The sequence below is a fragment of the Serratia sp. JSRIV001 genome, from assembly GCF_019968745.1.
In the GTDB taxonomy this organism is placed as follows: Bacteria; Pseudomonadota; Gammaproteobacteria; order Enterobacterales; family Enterobacteriaceae; genus Chania; species Chania fonticola_B.
Map to the genome: position 1 here is coordinate 3,281,479 of NZ_CP074147.1, position 19,060 is coordinate 3,300,538.

Annotated in this window: 19 protein-coding genes and 2 pseudogenes; 6 read left to right on the top strand and 15 right to left on the bottom strand. The window is 45.0% G+C overall.

Translation table 11 applies throughout. The annotated features are described in order from the left end of the window. Positions 1-284: 284 nt before the first annotated feature. From umuC (KGP17_RS15025) to cho, 4 genes are all read right to left on the bottom strand, one after another. Complete coding sequence (gene umuC, locus KGP17_RS15025) at positions 285-1,556, bottom strand: translesion error-prone DNA polymerase V subunit UmuC (RefSeq protein ID WP_021806748.1); 1,272 nt, start codon at positions 1,554-1,556, stop codon at positions 285-287. After that, on the bottom strand, positions 1,556-1,978 hold the full coding sequence (gene umuD / locus KGP17_RS15030) for a translesion error-prone DNA polymerase V autoproteolytic subunit (protein ID WP_021806749.1): 423 nt from the start codon (positions 1,976-1,978) through the stop codon (positions 1,556-1,558). Before umuD (KGP17_RS15030) ends, umuC (KGP17_RS15025) begins: the two co-directional genes overlap by 1 nt. A 219-nt stretch (positions 1,979-2,197) precedes the next feature. Then, entirely contained in the window at positions 2,198-2,683 is a 486-nt protein-coding gene (locus tag KGP17_RS15035) for an anti-virulence regulator CigR family protein (RefSeq protein ID WP_209523827.1), read from the bottom strand. A 310-nt stretch (positions 2,684-2,993) separates the two neighbouring features. After that, positions 2,994-3,866 (bottom strand): excinuclease Cho, encoded by an 873-nt coding sequence (gene cho / locus KGP17_RS15040; protein WP_223497825.1) that lies wholly within the window; start codon positions 3,864-3,866, stop codon positions 2,994-2,996. A gap of 557 nt (positions 3,867-4,423) precedes the next feature. Here cho and KGP17_RS15045 point away from each other — a divergent pair. Further along, complete coding sequence (locus tag KGP17_RS15045; protein WP_223497826.1) at positions 4,424-4,669, top strand: hypothetical protein; 246 nt, start codon at positions 4,424-4,426, stop codon at positions 4,667-4,669. A 55-nt stretch (positions 4,670-4,724) separates the two neighbouring features. Beyond that, the gene (locus KGP17_RS15050) at positions 4,725-5,834 is read left to right on the top strand and encodes an acyltransferase (RefSeq protein ID WP_160170763.1); all 1,110 of its coding nucleotides are present in this window, start codon (positions 4,725-4,727) and stop codon (positions 5,832-5,834) included. 52 nt (positions 5,835-5,886) lie between these two features. Here KGP17_RS15050 and KGP17_RS15055 read toward each other — a convergent pair whose 3' ends face one another. From KGP17_RS15055 to KGP17_RS15065, 3 genes are all read right to left on the bottom strand, one after another. Next, positions 5,887-6,222 carry a phage holin family protein gene (locus KGP17_RS15055; RefSeq protein WP_071784871.1) on the bottom strand — a complete coding sequence of 112 codons (336 nt, stop codon included), beginning with the start codon at positions 6,220-6,222 and terminating at the stop codon, positions 5,887-5,889. 10 nt (positions 6,223-6,232) lie between these two features. Next, positions 6,233-6,523: a putative holin gene (locus KGP17_RS15060; RefSeq protein ID WP_021806754.1), complete on the bottom strand. Its 291-nt coding sequence runs from the start codon at positions 6,521-6,523 to the stop codon at positions 6,233-6,235. A 98-nt stretch (positions 6,524-6,621) separates the two neighbouring features. Next, positions 6,622-7,008, bottom strand: a complete 387-nt coding sequence (locus tag KGP17_RS15065; RefSeq protein WP_037376026.1) for a hypothetical protein — start codon at positions 7,006-7,008, stop codon at positions 6,622-6,624. A gap of 573 nt (positions 7,009-7,581) precedes the next feature. Here KGP17_RS15065 and KGP17_RS15070 point away from each other — a divergent pair. The 3 genes and pseudogenes from KGP17_RS15070 to KGP17_RS15080 form a co-directional block, all read left to right on the top strand. After that, positions 7,582-7,879 (top strand): annotated as a pseudogene (locus tag KGP17_RS15070) (tyrosine-type recombinase/integrase); the annotation flags it as partial. A 437-nt stretch (positions 7,880-8,316) separates the two neighbouring features. Next, positions 8,317-8,511 (top strand): hypothetical protein, encoded by a 195-nt coding sequence (locus KGP17_RS15075; protein WP_223497827.1) that lies wholly within the window; start codon positions 8,317-8,319, stop codon positions 8,509-8,511. Between the two features lie 120 nt (positions 8,512-8,631). Beyond that, complete coding sequence (locus KGP17_RS15080; protein WP_371822026.1) at positions 8,632-9,000, top strand: SOS response-associated peptidase family protein; 369 nt, start codon at positions 8,632-8,634, stop codon at positions 8,998-9,000. Positions 9,001-9,185: 185 nt separating this feature from the next. Here the strand turns inward: KGP17_RS15080 and KGP17_RS15085 are convergent, their stop codons facing one another. From KGP17_RS15085 to umuD (KGP17_RS15095), 3 genes are all read right to left on the bottom strand, one after another. Continuing rightward, positions 9,186-11,117 (bottom strand): NACHT domain-containing NTPase, encoded by a 1,932-nt coding sequence (locus KGP17_RS15085; RefSeq protein ID WP_223497829.1) that lies wholly within the window; start codon positions 11,115-11,117, stop codon positions 9,186-9,188. Positions 11,118-11,373: 256 nt separating this feature from the next. Further along, positions 11,374-12,642, bottom strand: coding sequence for a translesion error-prone DNA polymerase V subunit UmuC (gene umuC, locus KGP17_RS15090; protein ID WP_223497830.1), 1,269 nt, complete (start codon positions 12,640-12,642; stop codon positions 11,374-11,376). Beyond that, on the bottom strand, positions 12,642-13,064 hold the full coding sequence (gene umuD, locus KGP17_RS15095; RefSeq protein WP_223497831.1) for a translesion error-prone DNA polymerase V autoproteolytic subunit: 423 nt from the start codon (positions 13,062-13,064) through the stop codon (positions 12,642-12,644). Before umuD (KGP17_RS15095) ends, umuC (KGP17_RS15090) begins: the two co-directional genes overlap by 1 nt. 200 nt (positions 13,065-13,264) lie before the next feature. On the opposite strand from umuD (KGP17_RS15095), the gene KGP17_RS15100 reads away from it, so the two are divergent. Beyond that, positions 13,265-13,936 (top strand): hypothetical protein, encoded by a 672-nt coding sequence (locus KGP17_RS15100; RefSeq protein ID WP_223497832.1) that lies wholly within the window; start codon positions 13,265-13,267, stop codon positions 13,934-13,936. Between the two features lie 78 nt (positions 13,937-14,014). On the opposite strand, the gene KGP17_RS15105 is transcribed toward KGP17_RS15100, so the two are convergent. From KGP17_RS15105 to KGP17_RS15125, 5 genes and pseudogenes are all read right to left on the bottom strand, one after another. Further along, positions 14,015-14,830, bottom strand: coding sequence for a hypothetical protein (locus KGP17_RS15105; protein ID WP_223497833.1), 816 nt, complete (start codon positions 14,828-14,830; stop codon positions 14,015-14,017). Between the two features lie 222 nt (positions 14,831-15,052). Beyond that, entirely contained in the window at positions 15,053-15,742 is a 690-nt protein-coding gene (locus KGP17_RS15110; RefSeq protein ID WP_223497834.1) for a hypothetical protein, read from the bottom strand. 20 nt (positions 15,743-15,762) lie between these two features. Next, positions 15,763-17,915: pseudogene (locus KGP17_RS15115) on the bottom strand (host specificity protein J); the annotation flags it as partial. Positions 17,916-17,957: 42 nt separating this feature from the next. Further along, positions 17,958-18,548 carry a tail assembly protein gene (locus tag KGP17_RS15120; RefSeq protein WP_223497835.1) on the bottom strand — a complete coding sequence of 197 codons (591 nt, stop codon included), beginning with the start codon at positions 18,546-18,548 and terminating at the stop codon, positions 17,958-17,960. A 157-nt stretch (positions 18,549-18,705) separates the two neighbouring features. Beyond that, positions 18,706-18,999 carry a hypothetical protein gene (locus KGP17_RS15125; RefSeq protein WP_223497836.1) on the bottom strand — a complete coding sequence of 98 codons (294 nt, stop codon included), beginning with the start codon at positions 18,997-18,999 and terminating at the stop codon, positions 18,706-18,708. Between the last annotated feature and the right edge of the window lie 61 nt (positions 19,000-19,060).

The window sequence follows — 19,060 nt, forward strand, 5'->3', positions numbered from 1 at the left end:
GACGCTGATGCCGACGGATAAATCGCTGGGATTTTTGGTAGATATGATCTTTAACCGTGTGAGGGGCCGAACGCAGCAACTATCCTTCAAACTGGTGCCCCACAACGTTGAACACGAGCTGAAAGCCATCCTGAGTCGAGTTATGCAGCACCGGATCGATATAGTTGTAGAAAATGGCGGCTCCCGAGATAAAAGGCAAGACCCGCCCTTCGTCCGGGAAAGGATCAAACCTGTGAATACATTAGCCACCACATTATGACGTAGTGGTCAGGGAAAAGCGCCGCTCAGTATACCCGAGCACGGGGCAAATCACTCAGCCTGGTGGTATAAGCCGGTGACAGCAGTTCACGCTTCATCGACCACACCTGCTGCGTTCCCTGACCAGCAAACCACAGCTTGGCCCGGCCCGAGTTATTGATGGAGTCCATCACCTTCATTAACTCTTCACTGCCATGCCGAGGCTGATATTCATCGAACATGTCGAGCTGTGCCACACCCTGGCTGAAAAAATCCTGCAGCATCACGCCACCCTTATCGAAGCGATGACCGGGTTGCCAAATGGCATCCAGACAGCGCATCGCGGCGGCAATAATATCGCGGGTGTCTTGCGTTGGCGTATTCAATTTTACGCTGGCCGAATTGCCGTAATAGGCCTCGTGAGTGGCGAACGGGCTGGTTTTGATCCAGGCGCTGACGTGCCGACAATACTGCCGTTCTGCCCTCAGCTTTTCTGCCGCTCGTGTGGCATATAAACAAATCGCCTGATGCATATGTTCATACTCGGTGATGCGCTCACCAAAGCTGCGGCTGCTGATAATCTGCTGCTTGGTTGGCGCAAACTCTTCCAGCTCAAGGCAAGGCTCACCACACAGTTCCCGTACCGTACGTTCGACCACCACACTGAAGCGTTTACGTATCATGGTGGTACTGGCATCAGCCAGTTGCAGCGCACTTTCTATGCCCATCGCGTTCAGCTTTTTTGCTATCCGCCGCCCAATGCCCCAGACTTCCTCTACCGGCACCTTATTCATCAGCTTACGCTGCCGCTCCAGGCTGGAAAGGTCGACCACGCCGTTGGTTTGTTTCACCCATCTTTTGGCGGCAAAATTTGCCAGCTTGGCCAGCGTTTTGGTTTGCGCAATCCCGACCCCGATCTTTAGCCTCGTCTCGCTCCGCACTTTGTCCCGGATCTGCCGCCCAAACAGCTCCAGATTGCCGCAATTAGGCACCGAGGAGAGATCGAGAAAGCTTTCATCGATAGAATAGATCTCAACGCGGGGGACCAACGCTTCCAATGCCGTCATCACCCGAGCTGACATATCGGCATACAGCTCGTAGTTACTGCTAAAAGCGACGCCTCCCGCCCGTTCCAACTGCTGCTTGACCTTGAAATACGGCCCGGTCATCGCCATCCCTAATTTTTTGGCCTCTTGGTTACGGGCCACCACGCAGCCATCATTGTTTGATAACACCACCACCGGGCGGCCACGCAGATCGGGCCGCCACAGCATTTCACAGCTGGCATAAAAGTTGTTCACATCGGCCAGCGCGTACATTACTTCAGCCTCGTAATAGTCGACACCACGACGCCGACGATATCTAAATCTTCAGCGCCATCATGTAGCGGGATTGGCTGGTAGTTGGGGTTCATCGGTTCGAGCTGCACGATTGGCCGCAGACATAACCGCTTTACCGTGAACTCCCCGCCAATGCTGGCGATCACGATATCGCCATGTTCGGCCCCAATGCTGCAATCGACCACCAGCATCGAGCCATCAGTAATGCCCGCCTCCAACATGCTTTCACCGGAGGCGTAGAGAAAATAAGTGGCATTCGGGTGGCTGATGCAATATTCGTTGAGATCGATCCTGGCATGGACGTAGTCCTGCGCCGGGCTTGGGAAACCAGCAGGCACCCGATCGGAAAACAGTGGCAGGTACAATTTCTCTGGGGTTGGTGTTGGAACAAAGTGTTTCATCGGACATGTCTCTATACTGTGTTTTTATACAGTATAGATATGCCGAATGGTGGGAGGAAGAGAGATTTTCACCATGAATGATATGGCTATGATCGGTAAGGAAAGAAAGTTGGCCTCTCTGCCAATACTCATCATCGGCTAAGATAGGGGCCGCCGACATGTAACCATTGATTTATTGGGTAACTATCGTTGAAATAATTACCCAGAGCTGGCCAGTAGCTAGTCAAATACCCCATTGATGACAGAGGCAACAATAGCCGTGCTTAAGGCCACCAGGACTAAATCATTCCCGGCGATACGCCATTCATAGCCAGGATAAGATGGCAGTTGTCCCAGCATTGAAGCAGGCACCATTTTCTTGGCGATCCCTGGCGGCAATGGCTTGCCCCGTGCCAGGTTCTTGGCAATGCCGGGAGGTAAAGATTGATACCCGGTTAATCCATAGTTTACCGCCAGGGGCCGGACACGGTCATAATTGATATTCACGGTAACCAGATCGTCATTACCACCCTTGGCTTTTTTGCCTTTGTCTGAATGGTCTTTGCCTGAATTACCCTTCCCGTGATTGTCTCCATGGTTAGCGGAATTACCATGCCCACCTCCATTACCATTACCATTACCATTCCCTGGATTGGCCATAACGGAGGCTGAGGAAGTGAACACGACCAACGCAAGTGCGAGGGCAGAACAGCGATGCTTGAGCATTTTAACTAACCTCAATGAGGGGGATACCCGATCAATCTAGCCCTCCCCTGACTACCGAGCAATATGGATTCATCTTAGAGTTGGTTTTATGCTAAGTTGATTCATGTGTTGCAGGGCTAACCAGGCGGGCTTTATGAAAATTATTGCAGGTACCCTTTTAGTCATCCTGCTGGCAGGATGCACTTCAGTCAGTGTTTCTGGCTCTGGCGGTAGTTCGGGGCGTTCAACGGCCACTATTGGTATCGGTTCTGGCGTCCGCCTTTGATGCAGGCACTCGCGCAGTCCTTCTGGCTGGTGCGAAGACGTTAACTCAGGTTTTTTCGTAGAGATCGATAATCTCGTACTCTCCGCCGATCACGGGTTTGCATAAAATTTTATAGCCATCGCTATCAAAGCCCGGCGCAGCAATCATTAACTCCCTCGCTTCATCCAGGCTATCTACTGCACCCAACCACAGCCAGTGGTGAATAATATGGTACTGCGCCATATCAGCCCCCTGCTCTCGCAAGGCGATCGGGCCACGCCACGGCCAGCACACCACTCGACTTTGCTCTAGTGCTGAAATCAGACGCTGCTGATGATCGGCCAAACTTTCTTTGCCACAACAAGCACCGGCGCACCGCTTCAGTGCCGAGCGAAAACATGGGCGACCCCGGCTCAACGGTTCAAGTCCTAACAGCCCATAGCACAGCTGATGTTGGTCGGCGATAGACTGCAACGCCTGTAATGCTGCTCGCCGGTTGGCGAACAGCCCAAACAATCCGGCGTGCCGGGCAAAATCAACCTCTTTGGCATAAACCACCGTGGGTTTATCATCACTGAGTTGCAGTGCACACAGCTGCTTGTTGCGGCGCAGGCGTTTATTGAACAGCGGTTGCTGCTGTTTAATCAGTTGCGCTTCCAATAACAAGGCCCCAACTTCACCCGCCGTCCTGATAAAGGTGATACGCCTGGCCTGGCGCAGCATGGCCGCTTCGTCCGGGGTGCGCAAATGTGAAAGCACCCGGCTGCGAAGGTTCACGCTCTTACCGATGTAGAGCGGCATGGTCTTGCTTTCACCGTGGAACAGGTACACCCCAGGTAAAGGGGGCAAGTCTTCCAGCCATTGGCGTAGGTGTTCCGGGTATTGGTAGATAGCTTCTGCTTCAAACTCAAGCCTTGGTGCGGCAGAACGTCTGGTCAATCGTACTCTCCATACTGATTTTTTATACAGTATAGCGGTGTTGGGTGGGGGTTTGAAGGGGATTGTGGTCAATACAGCATCAATGATCGTCCCCCTCACCCTAGCCCTCTCCCTTTACAGATCAGGGACAGTACGTGCTACATGTTAATACAGTTCCAGCCCGCAACTGCGGACTAGCTCCCTCTCCCTGTGGGAACGTTAATGTTACCTAAGATGTGTTCGGGGAGAGGGTTGGCGGTTTTCGCGATGCAGTTAAAAACCGTTATAAATCAGAAAAATAAAAAAAGACCGAGCACGATTCCTTTATGTGTCAGTTTATCAATAAATCATTTAAATTCAATGTGATAACTCCAAAATCCCCCAAAATAAACCTATCAGTACCTTCGTTTTCCATCCTTTAATTTCAGATACCTACCAGATTTCTCGTTTCAATTCGGAAAAAATTCGGCACCAAAAACCGCAAAATTCAACACCTATATCATGACCGGTCACCATTACCATGGCACAACTGCTTGTGGTCTACCATTTGCTAATGCAAAATCGGTCGGAAAATGCACATGCGTAGAGTAACCATTATGGGGCAAACCATTTTCTTCATGAACGAAAACGAGGCTTACCCGGCTCCCGATCGTGACTCAAGTCAATCGTTTGCCGTGTGGCTAGATGAAGAAGGTCAGTATTGGCTGGATGTACATTATCAGAGAGAGTGGCGCCGGGCGATCCTTGAACCACTGAGCAGCTTTGAAGAAGTATTCGAAGCCATAAAAGACTACGATTTCGGGGAGCCACCAAAGAAGAGGTAAATCACAGCTCATCGCAGCGGCTGTTTCTTTTAGGCTTTTCAGGTGATAATATTACTTGTATAAAAATGCTATGAGTATACTTTTAATGACCTCAAACACTATTGGCCAGTTTTTAAATAGGGGTAATAACAACCTCGACTTAATTAGAGTATTATGCGCGTATTTCGTAATCTACTCTCATGCATTTGTCATTTCTCCTGCTATTGGCGAAAATGACATTCTATACAAGTTAACTTTATTGAGTTATGTTTCATTTGGCGGAGTTGCTGTAAAGACATTCTTTTTAATTAGTGGACTACTTGTTACCAATAGCATTTTATCCAATGGCAAAATACTTAATTATATTGGATCTCGTTTTTTCAGAGTGTACCCAGCATATGCCGTTACAATTATCATAACAGCACTGCTAATTGGTCCATGGTTAAGCAACCTTAGCTTTGTTGATTATTTTTCATCAAGAGATGTTTGGCTATACGTTTTGAGAACATTAAAATTGGATGTGCAATACACGCTCCCAGGTGTTTTTGAAAACAATAATATAAATGCTGTAAATGGTTCGCTGTGGACCATACCTATGGAAATAAAAGCATATTTTTATTTGTTACTGATTTATCTTTTCAGTTTGGTTTTTGGTCCATATAAAAAGATATTCATTGGCCTTGTTTCACTGGCTATACTCGTTGAGCCATTTACACCATTCAAAGGCATTCTGATTTCAAAATCAAATGACCCTAGCATATATCTACTTTACCCGTTCTTCTCGATAGGGTGCCTTATTGCAATTTTAAAAGACAAAGCTACAACAAACTCACTACTTATCATTTCTGGTTTATCATTACTTTTGTTCTTTACATGTAATGATGAGAAGCTTAAAACAGCTTTATTTTATTTGTTTTTCACAGTATCACTACTTTACTTTGCATCAATTAGTTTGCTACAAAAATTAAAAATTAAGCATGACATATCTTACGGGATATACCTATGGGCATTTCCTACTCAACAAATTGTCGCATCCATATATTCTAGCTCACCTTATATGAACATATTAATATCAATGCTCATTTCCAGCGCAATAGCGTATTTAAGCTTCAAGACAATAGAAAAACCATCATTGCTTATTAATAAGAGAATGTTTAATTTAAAATCATTACCTACAACCGCTTAATAATAAAGCCGTAAGGGACTACGGCTTAGGGAGCCGCCGAGGCGGCGTTAAGTTAATAGCGCACCATTGGTCGGCTCAGATGTTCCCGGCGTTCTTGCAGTGCCCGTTCCTGAGTGACGGCAGTCAAACGTTTGAGTAAGGGGTATCCGTACGGCCCCCATACCACCGCGATGCATGAAGCAACGTTGATGAGGGTTTCCGACCAGTTCGCTACGTGATAGTCACCAGTCAGCGTGCGGATCGTTACTGATGCGCTGACCACTATCAGCAACCAAGCGAAGACCGTAACCATAGGGCGATACGTTGCCCCGTTTCGGCGACAAGCCATCAGGCGGAAGGCTGTTGCACCGTAAGCAATTGCGTTTATCGTCAGCAGGTATTCATTCACGATCTCCCCCTCACCTGGTTATTTCGTCCAGTGCAGTCGGATCAGAAGATTTGGCGATGAGGTACATCAGAAAGCAAACTGCAACAGCGTCACCCACTAACGCCCCGATTGTGTCCCCTACTTCAATATGTTTTCCCGGCAACACGGAAAGGAAAGCCTCGATCACGTCAGCAAAGAACTCTGCAAAGAACATCCCGGCCAAGAACGAGGAGGCGAACATCCATACTTTTTTAAAGTTGGACAAGTCATTCGAATACAGGACGAAAACCGCCGCCCCATTACCAGAGGTCGGCTCACTCATAATTGCTCCTTTGTTTGCTGGTTTGCTGTATCGCTCAGCAAACGCCGGGCGCTAGATATGAAAAAGCACCGAACTATGCCGGGGCAAAAATTACATCATCACACACCCAAATGAACGGTAATGTGTTTAGGTGTTTTACCACCATTACTGGTACTGGCTTCAGCCTTAATTGAAGCCGCCTGATTAGCTTCAATAACGCCAAACCAGCTATCGCAATCTGACTCAGGTAGGAAAAAGTTCCCGTATGATGGCATCACACTGCCATTGGGGAAAGACGACACTCCTGTCACCGCATTGATACGCCCAGCGTTAGCTTCTACATAAGCCACGGAAACTCCATTAAAAAGAAGCCTATGAGATGCTTTGGCATCCTTTCCTGAAGCTAACGCCATGATTAGTGGAACTGCAATACGGCGACGATATGGAACAGGAGGGATATTGAAGGTGAAAGTGTTATCCAGATAATGAGTTTCAGCTACTTGCATGGTTCTTTCCTCTTTGGTTATTTAACTCTAACTGCTGTTTGGATGAACAGTATCTCAAGAAGAAAGGATTAGTGATATTCGTGACTGTTGTACCATGCACGATACAACTGCTCAGTTTCCTGATCTCCAGAAACGCAAAAACCGCACTATTGGCGGGTTTTAGTCTAAATGCGCTTACATATTACGGCAACGTATACCGAAACGCTGACTCATTGATTCATCAAAGTCAACACGTTTGCACCATTTTCCTGCATTTCCTTTCTTTTTCACGTTTTATAAACGCATCTTGTAACGGTTGCTAGATTTGGTATTTCGCTGCGCAAAGGATTTCTGCTACCTCCCTTCGGCATGCTATATGCGATAGTGCCCGGTAGCTTTCCTTCCCATTTCTACGCACCATAAGCCGTGGTTTTGCTGTAGCGTGATAATGCCGAGCAATAGCCCGATCCGAAGAACCCTACACATAGCGCAGCAGAAGCATGCCAAATGCGCGCCGGTCTATCTCATAAAGAACATCGAGAACACCACAGATCAGCATGCCATCATCGTCATTGCAGATCGGGCAGTCTGGATATTGAACGATGCAGGCAAGCCTGTGCCACAGGCTTTATGGTCAGTTCTGGTATCAGGAAAAACAGCCTGGATGGCTCACAGAATCCTGATAGCTTGACCAAAAAATTTGTAGCGGCCAGGAATCTGGCAGGAATAGTTCTTGAGGATTCGCCGCCAACGTTCCATAAGACCCGAAGCTTGGCCGGGCGACTTTATGAGAAGGAGAAAGGAGTTTGCTATGAAATTGCTTGGGCATAAGTCGGTAAAAATGACGGACAAATACCTTGATACCAGGGGGAAAGAATACGTAATGTTGTAAAAGGCCGAGTATAGAAATTCGAGTCATCCAGGACTTTTCATTATAAATCAAAAAAATAAAATCATTAAAATTCAGATAGATAATCACGAAATCCTCAAAAAACACCTTCCAATACCTTCGTTCGGCTGCCTTTAAAATCATACACCTATGTATATTTTCGGATCTATTCGGGAAAATTTCGGCTGCAAGATCGCAAAAATGTAGGCCTTTTTAGTGACCAGTCACCATTATTTTACGAGTGCAGCAGCGCCCGACCTCAGCCAAATAGCATGCAATTTTATGAACACAGCCAGCCAGCAATATCTCATTGATAAATCTACCCTACTATCAAGATTTATCCTTAAATCTTGCGTATTGCCGAACACCACATCATTGCTGTTGAAATCACCAAAAAGCCAAGATAAGGTTTTGTGGAACCCAATAAAAGGATCCCGGTCATGTTAGAAGAAGAAGCCAATGAAAAAATCACTGCTTACTTTGAGCGGCTAGGCATCGACTTAAAGAGCATCAATTTTGCTCGCGTAGTTTTCCAGTTCAAAGACGGCGATGTTGTGAACTATAGATTCTTGGATGATGACGAGCCAGACCCCACCAACATATTCACACCGCAGCAAAAAAACAGCATCCACTAGGCCGTGTTTGCTGTAGCAGTTGCAGGCACCAATTCCCACAGGCCTCTATACTAAAAATTTGGCGTGGGAATATCACAAATGTGCGGTCGATTTGCCCCGGTACAAACTAGAGCTGATTACTTGGATGTACTGGCCTCCGAGTTGGAAGTAGCCAGCGCTCAAGATAACGTTCCAATCGGTCGGTATATTGCTGCGATTGGTCGGTATCACCTCGATGAGGTAATTCCCCCGGATGATGACGGCTTTGTTATCGTGACCGCAGCCAGCGATTCTGGGTTACTAGACCTCCACGATCGCCGCCCTTCTGTTCTGCCACCGGCCGCCGCACGCGAATGGATGGACCCGGAAACAACCACAGAGCGTACTCACGATCTGGCCACTAAGGCGGACATGCCACCAGATGATTTCGCATGGCATCCGGTGGATAAATCAGTCGGTAACATCAGTAACGACAAAGCCGACCTGATTAGGCCCCTACCTAATCCGTAGGTTTAAGTGAACTTGAGTGTTGGTTTTTTCTCGCTGTAGTTTGTTGATGTTATCGACTAATAAAATAAGAAGATCACATCCTTAAAATCATCTCTGTATTAATAACGCCATCTAATCCAGAATGAACCACAGTTATGCCAACAAAGTTAAAACACCATGTCGGGCTAACTTTGAATTACATAATCTCACTCACCACTATTATTCCTTTTTATCAAAGACCTAATCTTCTCATTAGGGTTTTTAGCGTTAATTTTCGGTAAGATTTTATTTTTATAGAATAAGATCAATGAGGAATGAATGCTTACAAACTCCTCATAATAAAACTCCAATCTGAATAGATCAGCTTTATAATTAAAAACATCTAACATATTAAAATCATAAGTGATCGTGTGCATTGGCTCTGCGTCGATTTTATCACTTAACTTTACTTCATTCGTTTCCTTATGTGATGCTAGCAACTTGAAATCATCTTTTTTAAACAAATCATCAAAGCCATTTAAATCAATTAAATCAATGGCATCAAGGGAATCATTATTAAGCGAGCCGTTCAATAAGCTATTCAAAAAAGAAACCCTATTAAGTCGCCTTAAAAACTTAATTCCTCGACCGAGGGAGACACTATACGATAAAATATTTAATGTATCCTCAGATATAGAGATAGTTATGCTTGAGCCAATAAGCGATTCTTTCAAAATATGACTTAAATCATAGATTGATTGATTTATGATATCGGATAGTCCAATAGATTTTAAATATGGTCGTACATAATTTAAATAAAACTTCTTATCATCAATTGACTCTAGGAAGTTTAGAAATGTCATTTGACTATAATCGGATAGGCAAGAAAGTTTCTTGTAATTAATTTCAACGTCATCTAGCCCGGAAATGTATAATGCAGCGTGATACTCTTGAATTGAACGATGTATATAAGAATAAAATCTATACCCATTCAATGAGATTAAATTTGTACCATCAACTATATCCTCTTTGATATTTTTATACCCTTCTTTTCTATCAAGTGTTTCGCATGTTTCTATGAAAAGCTTTTCCAGCTCATTTTCGTTAAAATCTTGTTTACCTTCTAAAAATGAGATTAAACTGAATAAATTAAAACAATCTTGTAACTCTTTTACATCCAATCCTGACTTTCTTTCGCGGCTAAAGTTTTTTTGCTGGTCGTGACTAAATAGTAATGATCGGAACAACCCGTTATAGAAGTCTCCAATTGTAGCTGGGGTATCTTTCATTGAATAGAAACTCACAATGAAAATATCAACAAGGATAGGATATATCAGAGCTTCTAAGATGAATTTTTTCTTTTTAAGCAGATTAATTAATGCCTTTCTTGTTTCTTCATCTCTAACTGAATTATGGATAATACCAGTAATATCATCGGACGCAAGAGGATTCACGATAAGGTTCTTAAATCCACCTTCTCTATACAACTCTGTGTTTGGCCTTGTCGTAACAATTACCGGACATGTATATCTAAACCACGCACTTTTCAAAACATCTAACGCATGCGCTCTTTCTTTATTTGCTATCTCATCGAAGCCATCAAAGAACAAAACAATATTATTTGACTGTAATAATAAGCTAGCATCTTCTTCTCTTGCTTTTATTCCAAACTCAAGAAGATGATCCATGAATATCTCTATTAACGTAATCCCATTCTTAAAAGAAATATTTCTCAATGTGATGAAGAATGGAAATCTATAACCGCCTTTAATCTCCTCAAGAAATAACTTTCGTAAAACTGTCGTTTTCCCCTGCCCAGCACTACCGCTTATAACCACTATACCTTTATGTTTGATTATTGTTTCGTCAGTTACTAAAATGGTATCTTTTGAGTCTTTAACAGTTACTGTTAGTGGGTAGTAGACATCTTCGAGGCTTACATTACTCCCTCCTTGAGATAAACTCCTAAACGTTAAAACGTTACTTCTGATTTTTGATGCGTATTTATCTCTCACATCATCAATTTTAAAATGCTCTAATATTTTTTTCCCCTCATCCGTTTGAAGCCTCCATTGTTTTTCAATTATACGTTTCATTGATTCTGCAATTATAGTTTGCAATACAACTTTACCAGCGAATAATGCACCTGCTTCGAGCATAATGGCATCCTTATTATTTTTGTAAAAAGTCCATTAAGCATGGTTTAAAAAGATCTTATGGGCTAATTACTATTATTAAACATTAAAATAAAATAACTAGATTAATATTTTGCTACATTTTTCAACAAAATGCAATTCGCAAGATATGATATCTAGCAAGGTTTCTTAGTGGCAGGAGATAACTGTATATCCGCTAACAATTACCGCCCTGGTGGTGCAGTTTTGAGTAAACCTATCCTGCTACCTAAGTTTATACTCAGTACACCCGAGCATGTGGCAGATCGCGAATTCTGGTTGTGTAGGCCGGCGAGAGCAATTCGCGTTTCATAGACCACGCCTGCTGGGCGCCCTGCCCGGCAAACCAAAGCTTTGCTCTGCCTGATTTGTTGATCTGATCGATAACCTTCATCAGGGGTTCACTGTTATGCCGTGGCTGATACTCATCGAATAACCCAAGTTGTGCCACACCCTGGCTAAAAAAATCCTGCAACATCACTCCGCCTTTCTGGTACCTGCGGCCCGATTGCCAGATCACATCCAAGCAACGCATGGAAGCGGTAATAATATCGCGGGTGTCCTGTGTTGGTGTGCTCAGCTTTATGCTAGCCGTGTTGCCGTAATACACCTCATTCAGTGCGAACGGACTGGTTTTTATCCAGGCGGTAACGTGTCGGCAATACTGTCGTTCCTCCCTGAGTTTTTCTGCCGCCCTAGTGGCGTACATGCAAATCGCCTGGTGCATTTGATCGTAATCAGTAATGCGATCGCCAAAAGAGCGTGAGCAAATTATCTGCTGCTTTGTTGGAGCGAACTCTTCAAGTGCCAGGCAGGGTTCACCGCGCAATTCTCTTACAGTCCTTTCGATAACAACGCTGAAATGCTTGCGGATCATCGTGGTGCTTGCATCGGCCAACTGTAGTGCGTTCTCGATACCCATGACGTTGAGTTTTTTTGAGATCCGCCGGCCAATGCCCCAGACTTCAGCCACCGGCACCAATTCCATCAATTTGCGCTGCCTCACTTGGTTAGAGAGATCGACCACTCCACCTGTTTTGCTCCACTTTTTTGCCGCAAAATTGGCAAGCTTCGCCAAGGTTTTTGTTTGGCCAATGCCGACTCCCCCGGTTAGGCCTGTTTCACGTAGCACCCGAGTGCGCACCTGTCGCCCAAATGCCTCAAGTTCGATACAGTTTCGAACGCCGGTTAGATCCATGAAACTCTCATCGATCGAGTAAACCTCAACCCTGGGCGCCATCTCTTCGAGCACAAACATCACTCGTTGGGACATGTCAGCGTACAATTCATAATTAGAGCTAAATGCCACGCCACCGGCCCGTTCAAAGTTCTCTTTGATCTTAAAATATGGCTCCCCCATTTTGAGACCCATGGCTTTTGCTTCTTTGCTGCGGGCAACCACGCAGCCGTCGTTGTTTGATAGGACTACCGTAGGCCTGCCACGCAGATCTGGCCTCCAGAGGGTTTCGCAACTGGTATAGAAACTGTTCACGTCAGCAAGGGCGTACATTATTTCAACCTTGTGATAGTTGACACCACCACCCCGACGATATCTAAATCGTCAGCGCCATCGTGTAGCTGAATGGGCTGATATTTGGGGTTCATCGGTTCGAGCTGAGCGACTGGCCGCAGGCATAGCCGCTTTACGGTGAACTCTCCGCCCACACTGGCGATCACGATGTCACCATGTTCAGCTCCAATGCTGCGATCGACAACAAGCATCGAGCCATCCGTAATGCCAGCCTCCAGCATGCTCTCCCCAGATGCGTAGAGAAAGTAAGTCGCGTTCGGGTGGCTGACGCAATACTCGTTAAGATCGATCCTGGTATGGACGTAGTCCTGCGCTGGGCTTGGGAAGCCAGCTGGCACACGATCGGCAAACAGAGGCAGGTACATTTTTTCTAGTGTTGCTGTTGGAAACAGGATTTTCATAGTCATGACTCTATACTGGTTTTTTATACAGTATAAATGTAGTGAATGGCAGGTGAAAGATGGATTTCTTTCGTGAATGGTATAGGTATGATCGATAAGGAAAGAAAGTTTCGCAAGGGGAGCAATCTTCTGCCACAATAGCTTTCTTTAGCTTAAGTTAGGAGAAGCGCAGCGTATACATTCATTAATTTTAAGGGAGAATGATGAAAAAAAATATTGATTGCTTACCTATTTTTAATACCATACTGATTTCCGTTGTTATTGTATGCATATCAGGTATCACCTTCGCCATATTTAAATATCATATTTCAGGCTTTGGGACTTATGCTGACTTTATTATTGCACTGGCAAATACAATCATGGCTCTAGCTGCTTGTTATGGTGTTAAAAGTGCAAGGGAATGGTTAAAAGAAAGAGAAAAAGAGGAGCGATTCAATAAAAGGCAACGAATAATATCTGATATATTAAAGTTCACTTTCCTGTCATCCAGGACGGTGACCATAATTACAACTCTTGAAGAAAATGTAAACCACATAGAAATTAATTTACTTAGTGATAATGTCATAAAAATGGCAGAAAAACAATTCAGTGACCTTAATTCAGCATGGGATAGGATAATTCTCGAAAAAGAGGCTATGAGAATATTATCTAAAGGTTATTTAGACGAGGATATAAAAGAATACTTTGATTTAGTAAAAATAGATGCAGCCAAAATGACCACATTAGCCGGTAGGTTTTTTGATTTATTGTTATGGCGTTGGGGTGAAAAAGATTTAGAGTATGTTAGAAAAAGCATAATATTACTATCCGCCCAACTTACTGAACATAATGAGGTTGTACAAAAGGCATATACAAAGCTTACAACCTATTGACTTTAAGTATTAGGCCAGTATATTACTGGCCATAAAATTAATTACACATACGTTGTGTAAAACAATAACAAATTCACACTACGAATCATAAAGCTCAAATATAATGGAACTAGCCACAAGACAACAGTAAGAAATAAAAAATTCAGTACACATATCTATCATGCTTATTTTATATTCAATATCGACTCCGTAACTATCAGGTAGTTCGCCTGCATGAACATAATTACAGCGCATCGCATATACTAAAGAAAGTATATCTTTTGACTCAAGGCTGGCAGAACTATTCCCAAGAAGTTTATTAAATCCTCTTGCGAGAAATTTTCTTTGCTCTCCGGACGCACGTTCCGTTAGAACATCAAGATACTTTATGAGATTATCTACTTGCTCATCAGTGTTAATGGCTATATTAGTAAATCCAGTTAAAAAAAACTGTCCAATTACCTCATCAAGATAGAAACCAAGCCATTTGTCATGGATATACTCTTCATTAAAAATAGAAGCATATCCACTAGGATTATAAGAAAAGTCAACATTTAAAAATAAATTATCAGTTCTTATTTTTTCCGCTGCAATACGACCATAAACTGACACTCTTTGTGAGTTTAGCCATTTTTTATTTTTTGACTCTATAGACTCTTCTTTTCCTTTATCAAACCCATACCCTGTTATAACAGGTTTTAGTAGTTCATAACAATACCATATTTCAGAAAGGCGTAATAGCTTATAATGAGCTTCAGAATAAAAATCATTTTTTTGAGGTGGACTTAAAAGCAATGCCAGTTCAAGTCTTTTCGTAAACTCATGCAGAATGAGTTCTTCATCTCCGTCAACGGCATTACGAAAATGATCAAGAATATCAATTGCCGTTGCTCTAATCTGTATATTATCACGCATCCTTATATACCTTCTAGATTACTATTGAATAAAAATCAACCTTTCCACTCTGTGATTGTGAGATAATCGTCTATTACTATAACAAGATGTAAGATTAAAGTCCGATTTTTTGTATAATGGTCAAGTTAGTTATTGGATATCAACTTCAATAATAATCTGTTGCTAGCACTATCCGTTTAACCGGGATTTCCCCCGGCTCCGAAATTACTCCTTGGCTTCTATTTATTCTTCTGTGTTGCCTACTTCTTCACAATGTTTAATTTCTTCGCTGTCCTCTAGGTAGACCGCCTCGTTCATTAGCAACTCTAGCTCCGGATCTAACTCTTGCACTGGATTTTCTACTGCTGACATCTCAACGCGAATATCAATAAATCGGCCTGCAGGGATATCGATCGGCGTACCGTCCGGCATTTCGACAACGATAGGCCTCTTCTTCTTGTCCACTTCACCGCTATCCATGGCTTCGATGTTCCGAGCTGAGTATGGACCTGTGCCGTATGTACGGTGATATGTGCGGATTTCAATGTCGCCGTCGGGAAGCACCTTGGACTCAATCCAAATTAGGGGCCGCTTGTTGTCATCCACAGGGATCTCTATGCCGTTCCCGTGACCGCCCCAGGCTCCGTCACCATTGAAACCGAGAACACCTGTTATACGGTAAGCGCCCGTACCAATACGCTCAGTTATCACCCCCTGGCTCTCGTCATTGAGTTCACATTCGCCGTTACCGAACAACTTGACGATCGGGCTTGCTTTTTTGACAAAACCATTAGCATCAAACGTTGTATTGCCCGTTGTGATGAATTTATAGTCTTTATCATTGCTGTGATATCGATATCCCATTCTCCCATTATTACTGAGGATAATATCTACAGACTGCGCAGGTTGAGAACTTGCCCTGATAATTCTCAAGCCAAATCCCCACGTATTGTTCCCTCTTTGCCGTTTAGCCTGGTTTCCTTTGATGTTCCCCAGATAAAGGAAACATCACTGGCATTTATAGCTCGAACGCGCACTAGATATCGTCCAGCAAAAATATTCTGCACTTCGAACCCCAGGGCCGATGTGCGTGCCGCTGAAACCCAGTTGCTATCGTCACGCCGCCATTCGACTTCATACGCCACAGCATTATCTACAGCATCCCAGTTGGCGCGCATCGTAGTGATTGCGATCCCTTGGTTAATCTGCGTAAAGCTGCTGACCTGAATATTGGTTGGAGGCGCTTGCACGCCTGGCGGAATCACTGATATCGGTCGCTCATCCAGCCGGGCACCAGTATCGATCGCATCGTATTTGTCCGGGCTATGCCAAACAGCAGAAATGGTAAATGTGCCGTCATCATTATCGGTAACGTTTGAAACCCGATACTGCTGAACAGCCAGATCGCCAGCATCAACCGACCATACTGCCTCCGGCTCCGGGCTTGGCTATAAGCCGTGCTGACTGTAACGTTGGCCCCATTGACGACGGCAACAGTACGCGCTTGGGACTTGCCATTCGGCAAATTGACGATCAGCCGGTCACCTTGAGAAACGTCAGCCACGCGATCCAGCTTTATCGTCCTACCGTTAACTGCAGATATGCGACCACCGAGCACCCGTCCGGCCATCATCTGATCAGCTACGCCGATGATCCGCCCAGGCAGAGGGATATAACCATCCAGCCCAGTCGAGAACGATACTGTGCGATCGTTGCTATTCGTGAGCAACGCCCAGCGCCCGCGCCGGTTTGCCTCCGTTTGCCGCGTGCACCCGATCGCTGAAATTTCGGTTTGGTTGACCCCGTAGCGCTGAACCAGCTCATTTTCCATGACCGATTCAACTTCGTCCTGATAATGATTGTCGGGATTCGACCAGCTCACCATGGCGGTTGAGTAACGATTTTTCTGGCTGCCGCCTTGATAGTAAAACTTGCCATCAACCACGTTGGCCCGGGTGTATGTGTAATCAAGATCCCGCGGCATATCAGCCAACACGCAAACCTGATTATTAGCCCAGTACGTCATGCCACGGAAAATAGAAGCCAGATCCCGCAGTACCGTGAATGCCTCATTTTGCGACTGAATATAGATGTCACAAACAAATCGCGGCTCGGTTCCGCTGCCGCCGCGCCCGTCAGGCACCCGCTGATCACAATGCTGCGCAATGCGATATAACTCCACCTCATCAACCTGAGTTGCGTCCAACCGATCGCCAAGTCCGAACCGCTTACTCAACAAAATGTCGTAAAACACCCAGGCTGGATTGTTTGAGTAGGCCCACTTGAAACTGCCATCCCATGTGCCGTTGTATGTCCTCGTCTCCGGGTTATAAGTCGTTGGCACGCGGATAATGCGCCCTTTAGGCTTGCAGCTGATACGGGGGATGCTCGGGAATTGCTTCGCATCGAGCGATACAAATAGCAAGGCAGTATTGGGATAGCGTAGTTTGGCGTCGATCACTTCCGTGATGGCCATGACCTTCATCTGATCCGCCACTTTGTCAGTGGTCGAGTCAGGAGTGATCCTGCGCAGTCGAATTTGCCAACCGGTAGTGGCCGCAGGCAGATTCACACGATGGCTACGTTCATATAACGAAGTGGTTTTATCGTTTATCACACCATTCAGAACGGTTTGATATGCACCGCCGTCAGTAGATAGATCGATAGCATAATCAACCCGCGTACCTACACGATCACCGTTATCCTCCTGCTTAACCAGGCTTTGCCACTCAACGCGAACCCTTGCCGCTGATAATTGGGTGTTGCTGATCGCTCTCACCCATGGTTGCGCTGCCTTTAGAACGACACCTACAGAAATCTCATTTTCTGCCCCTGGCACACCCTGGATATAGCTTTGCATCTGTGTACCAGGGCGAAAATCCCATTCAAAACCGGGATAGTTTAGGGTTCCATCTGGCGACATTACCGGCGTGCCATCGAGAAATATGTTTTGCGCATCCAGTCCCCCCGCAAACTCGCCCTCTCCCAGCGCCAAGAGCAACTTGGCTTTTGCCGTGGATTGGACGCTATCGGGTGACTCTACCGGCACGTGCGGTTGACTGGGGCCTTTTCGGCCTTGGATAACTTCGGTCATGTTTTTTTCCATGAAAAAGGCCCGCCAAGGCGAGCCAGTTTTAACCCAGAAAAGTTACTGCTGTTCTTCGGCGTAGATCCCTGCTGATATAATCGCACCTCCGATCTCTCTTTCCCCGTAAAGCACACCTACAGGATTGCCCTGGACTGTCGAGTTGACCGGCCCACCAAAGGCGTAAGAGGGTTTGTTATCGGCCTCCTGGCCGACCGAAAGACCGCCGGGTTGCGGGGATAGCATTTGTACCACGCCCCCCATCAGCATTGATGCGCCGACCATCATCAGGTATGGGGATATTGGGGCCAAAAATGGTATAAATGACGCGGCTATAAGGGCTGCACCGAGGATGGTCTGGAACATCCCCCCGCGCTTGCTACCTATGATGACAGGAATGATCCTTATATCATCTACGCCTTTCGTCATGTCGACCTCTTCCTCGCTGACGTTCTTACTCCCAACGAAAACAGCAAAAGTTAGCCCCCGTAGCTGCGCCTCGTTCATGAAGCGCTCAAAACCGGGAAATTGTCCTTTGAGTGCTCTAATTGCGTGAGGAATATCGCGGGCGCGGTAGTGAAATTCTTTGACGAATTTTTTACCAAGAATGCCGCCAAGCTTTATTTTTCTGATTGGCTCATGATTTTCATTCATACTTCCATCCAAAGACAACTGTCAAGTTTATCAGTCGATACACGCCCTGTTCCTAAAAAAAGAGTGACAGTCTTTACCATCAATCCATTTCATAACAATTTGGATGTTTGCATTTATAAAATGGATGAGTGTCCTAAACAGGTAAAGATCAGCCTATCTAAAGAGGAAGACTAGCCCTTCTGTGCTCCTCCTTTATAAACTCAATATTACTCTTACGCATATCAACATTCTTTCGGCAATTATCAAACGAGTCCTGAATTTCTTTGAAATCATTTGCCATACTGACACCGATCTTTGGTTCTAAAGTGGTGACTGACAGAGAAACGTCCTCTATACAATTTATTTGTTGCTTCACGACTTTTAGAAACATAAACTCCATACCGTAAATAGTAAATGGCACACCCAGAAGTGCACTTAAAACCCAGCCGACGACCCTACCTTTGAACCCCATAGTAACTCCAGAAAATGAATACCTTAACGTGTTTTATCATTTAAAAAGAGAAAAGGGAGGA

Excerpts from the sequence above, each read along its gene's own strand:
- KGP17_RS15035 (WP_209523827.1), bottom strand. The coding sequence starts at position 2,683 with ATGCTCAAGCATCGCTGTTCTGCCCTCGCACTTGCGTTGGTCGTGTTC.
- KGP17_RS15105 (WP_223497833.1), bottom strand. The coding sequence starts at position 14,830 with ATGCGTGATAATATACAGATTAGAGCAACGGCAATTGATATTCTTGAT.
- KGP17_RS15100 (WP_223497832.1), top strand. The coding sequence starts at position 13,265 with ATGATGAAAAAAAATATTGATTGCTTACCTATTTTTAATACCATACTG.
- umuD (WP_223497831.1), bottom strand. The coding sequence starts at position 13,064 with ATGAAAATCCTGTTTCCAACAGCAACACTAGAAAAAATGTACCTGCCT.
- KGP17_RS15045 (WP_223497826.1), top strand. The coding sequence starts at position 4,424 with ATGCGTAGAGTAACCATTATGGGGCAAACCATTTTCTTCATGAACGAA.
- KGP17_RS15075 (WP_223497827.1), top strand. The coding sequence starts at position 8,317 with ATGTTAGAAGAAGAAGCCAATGAAAAAATCACTGCTTACTTTGAGCGG.
- KGP17_RS15060 (WP_021806754.1), bottom strand. The coding sequence starts at position 6,523 with ATGAGTGAGCCGACCTCTGGTAATGGGGCGGCGGTTTTCGTCCTGTAT.
- umuC (WP_223497830.1), bottom strand. The coding sequence starts at position 12,642 with ATGTACGCCCTTGCTGACGTGAACAGTTTCTATACCAGTTGCGAAACC.
- KGP17_RS15120 (WP_223497835.1), bottom strand. The coding sequence starts at position 18,548 with ATGAATGAAAATCATGAGCCAATCAGAAAAATAAAGCTTGGCGGCATT.
- KGP17_RS15065 (WP_037376026.1), bottom strand. The coding sequence starts at position 7,008 with ATGCAAGTAGCTGAAACTCATTATCTGGATAACACTTTCACCTTCAAT.
- umuC (WP_021806748.1), bottom strand. The coding sequence starts at position 1,556 with ATGTACGCGCTGGCCGATGTGAACAACTTTTATGCCAGCTGTGAAATG.
- KGP17_RS15125 (WP_223497836.1), bottom strand. The coding sequence starts at position 18,999 with ATGGGGTTCAAAGGTAGGGTCGTCGGCTGGGTTTTAAGTGCACTTCTG.
- KGP17_RS15085 (WP_223497829.1), bottom strand. The coding sequence starts at position 11,117 with ATGCTCGAAGCAGGTGCATTATTCGCTGGTAAAGTTGTATTGCAAACT.
- umuD (WP_021806749.1), bottom strand. The coding sequence starts at position 1,978 with ATGAAACACTTTGTTCCAACACCAACCCCAGAGAAATTGTACCTGCCA.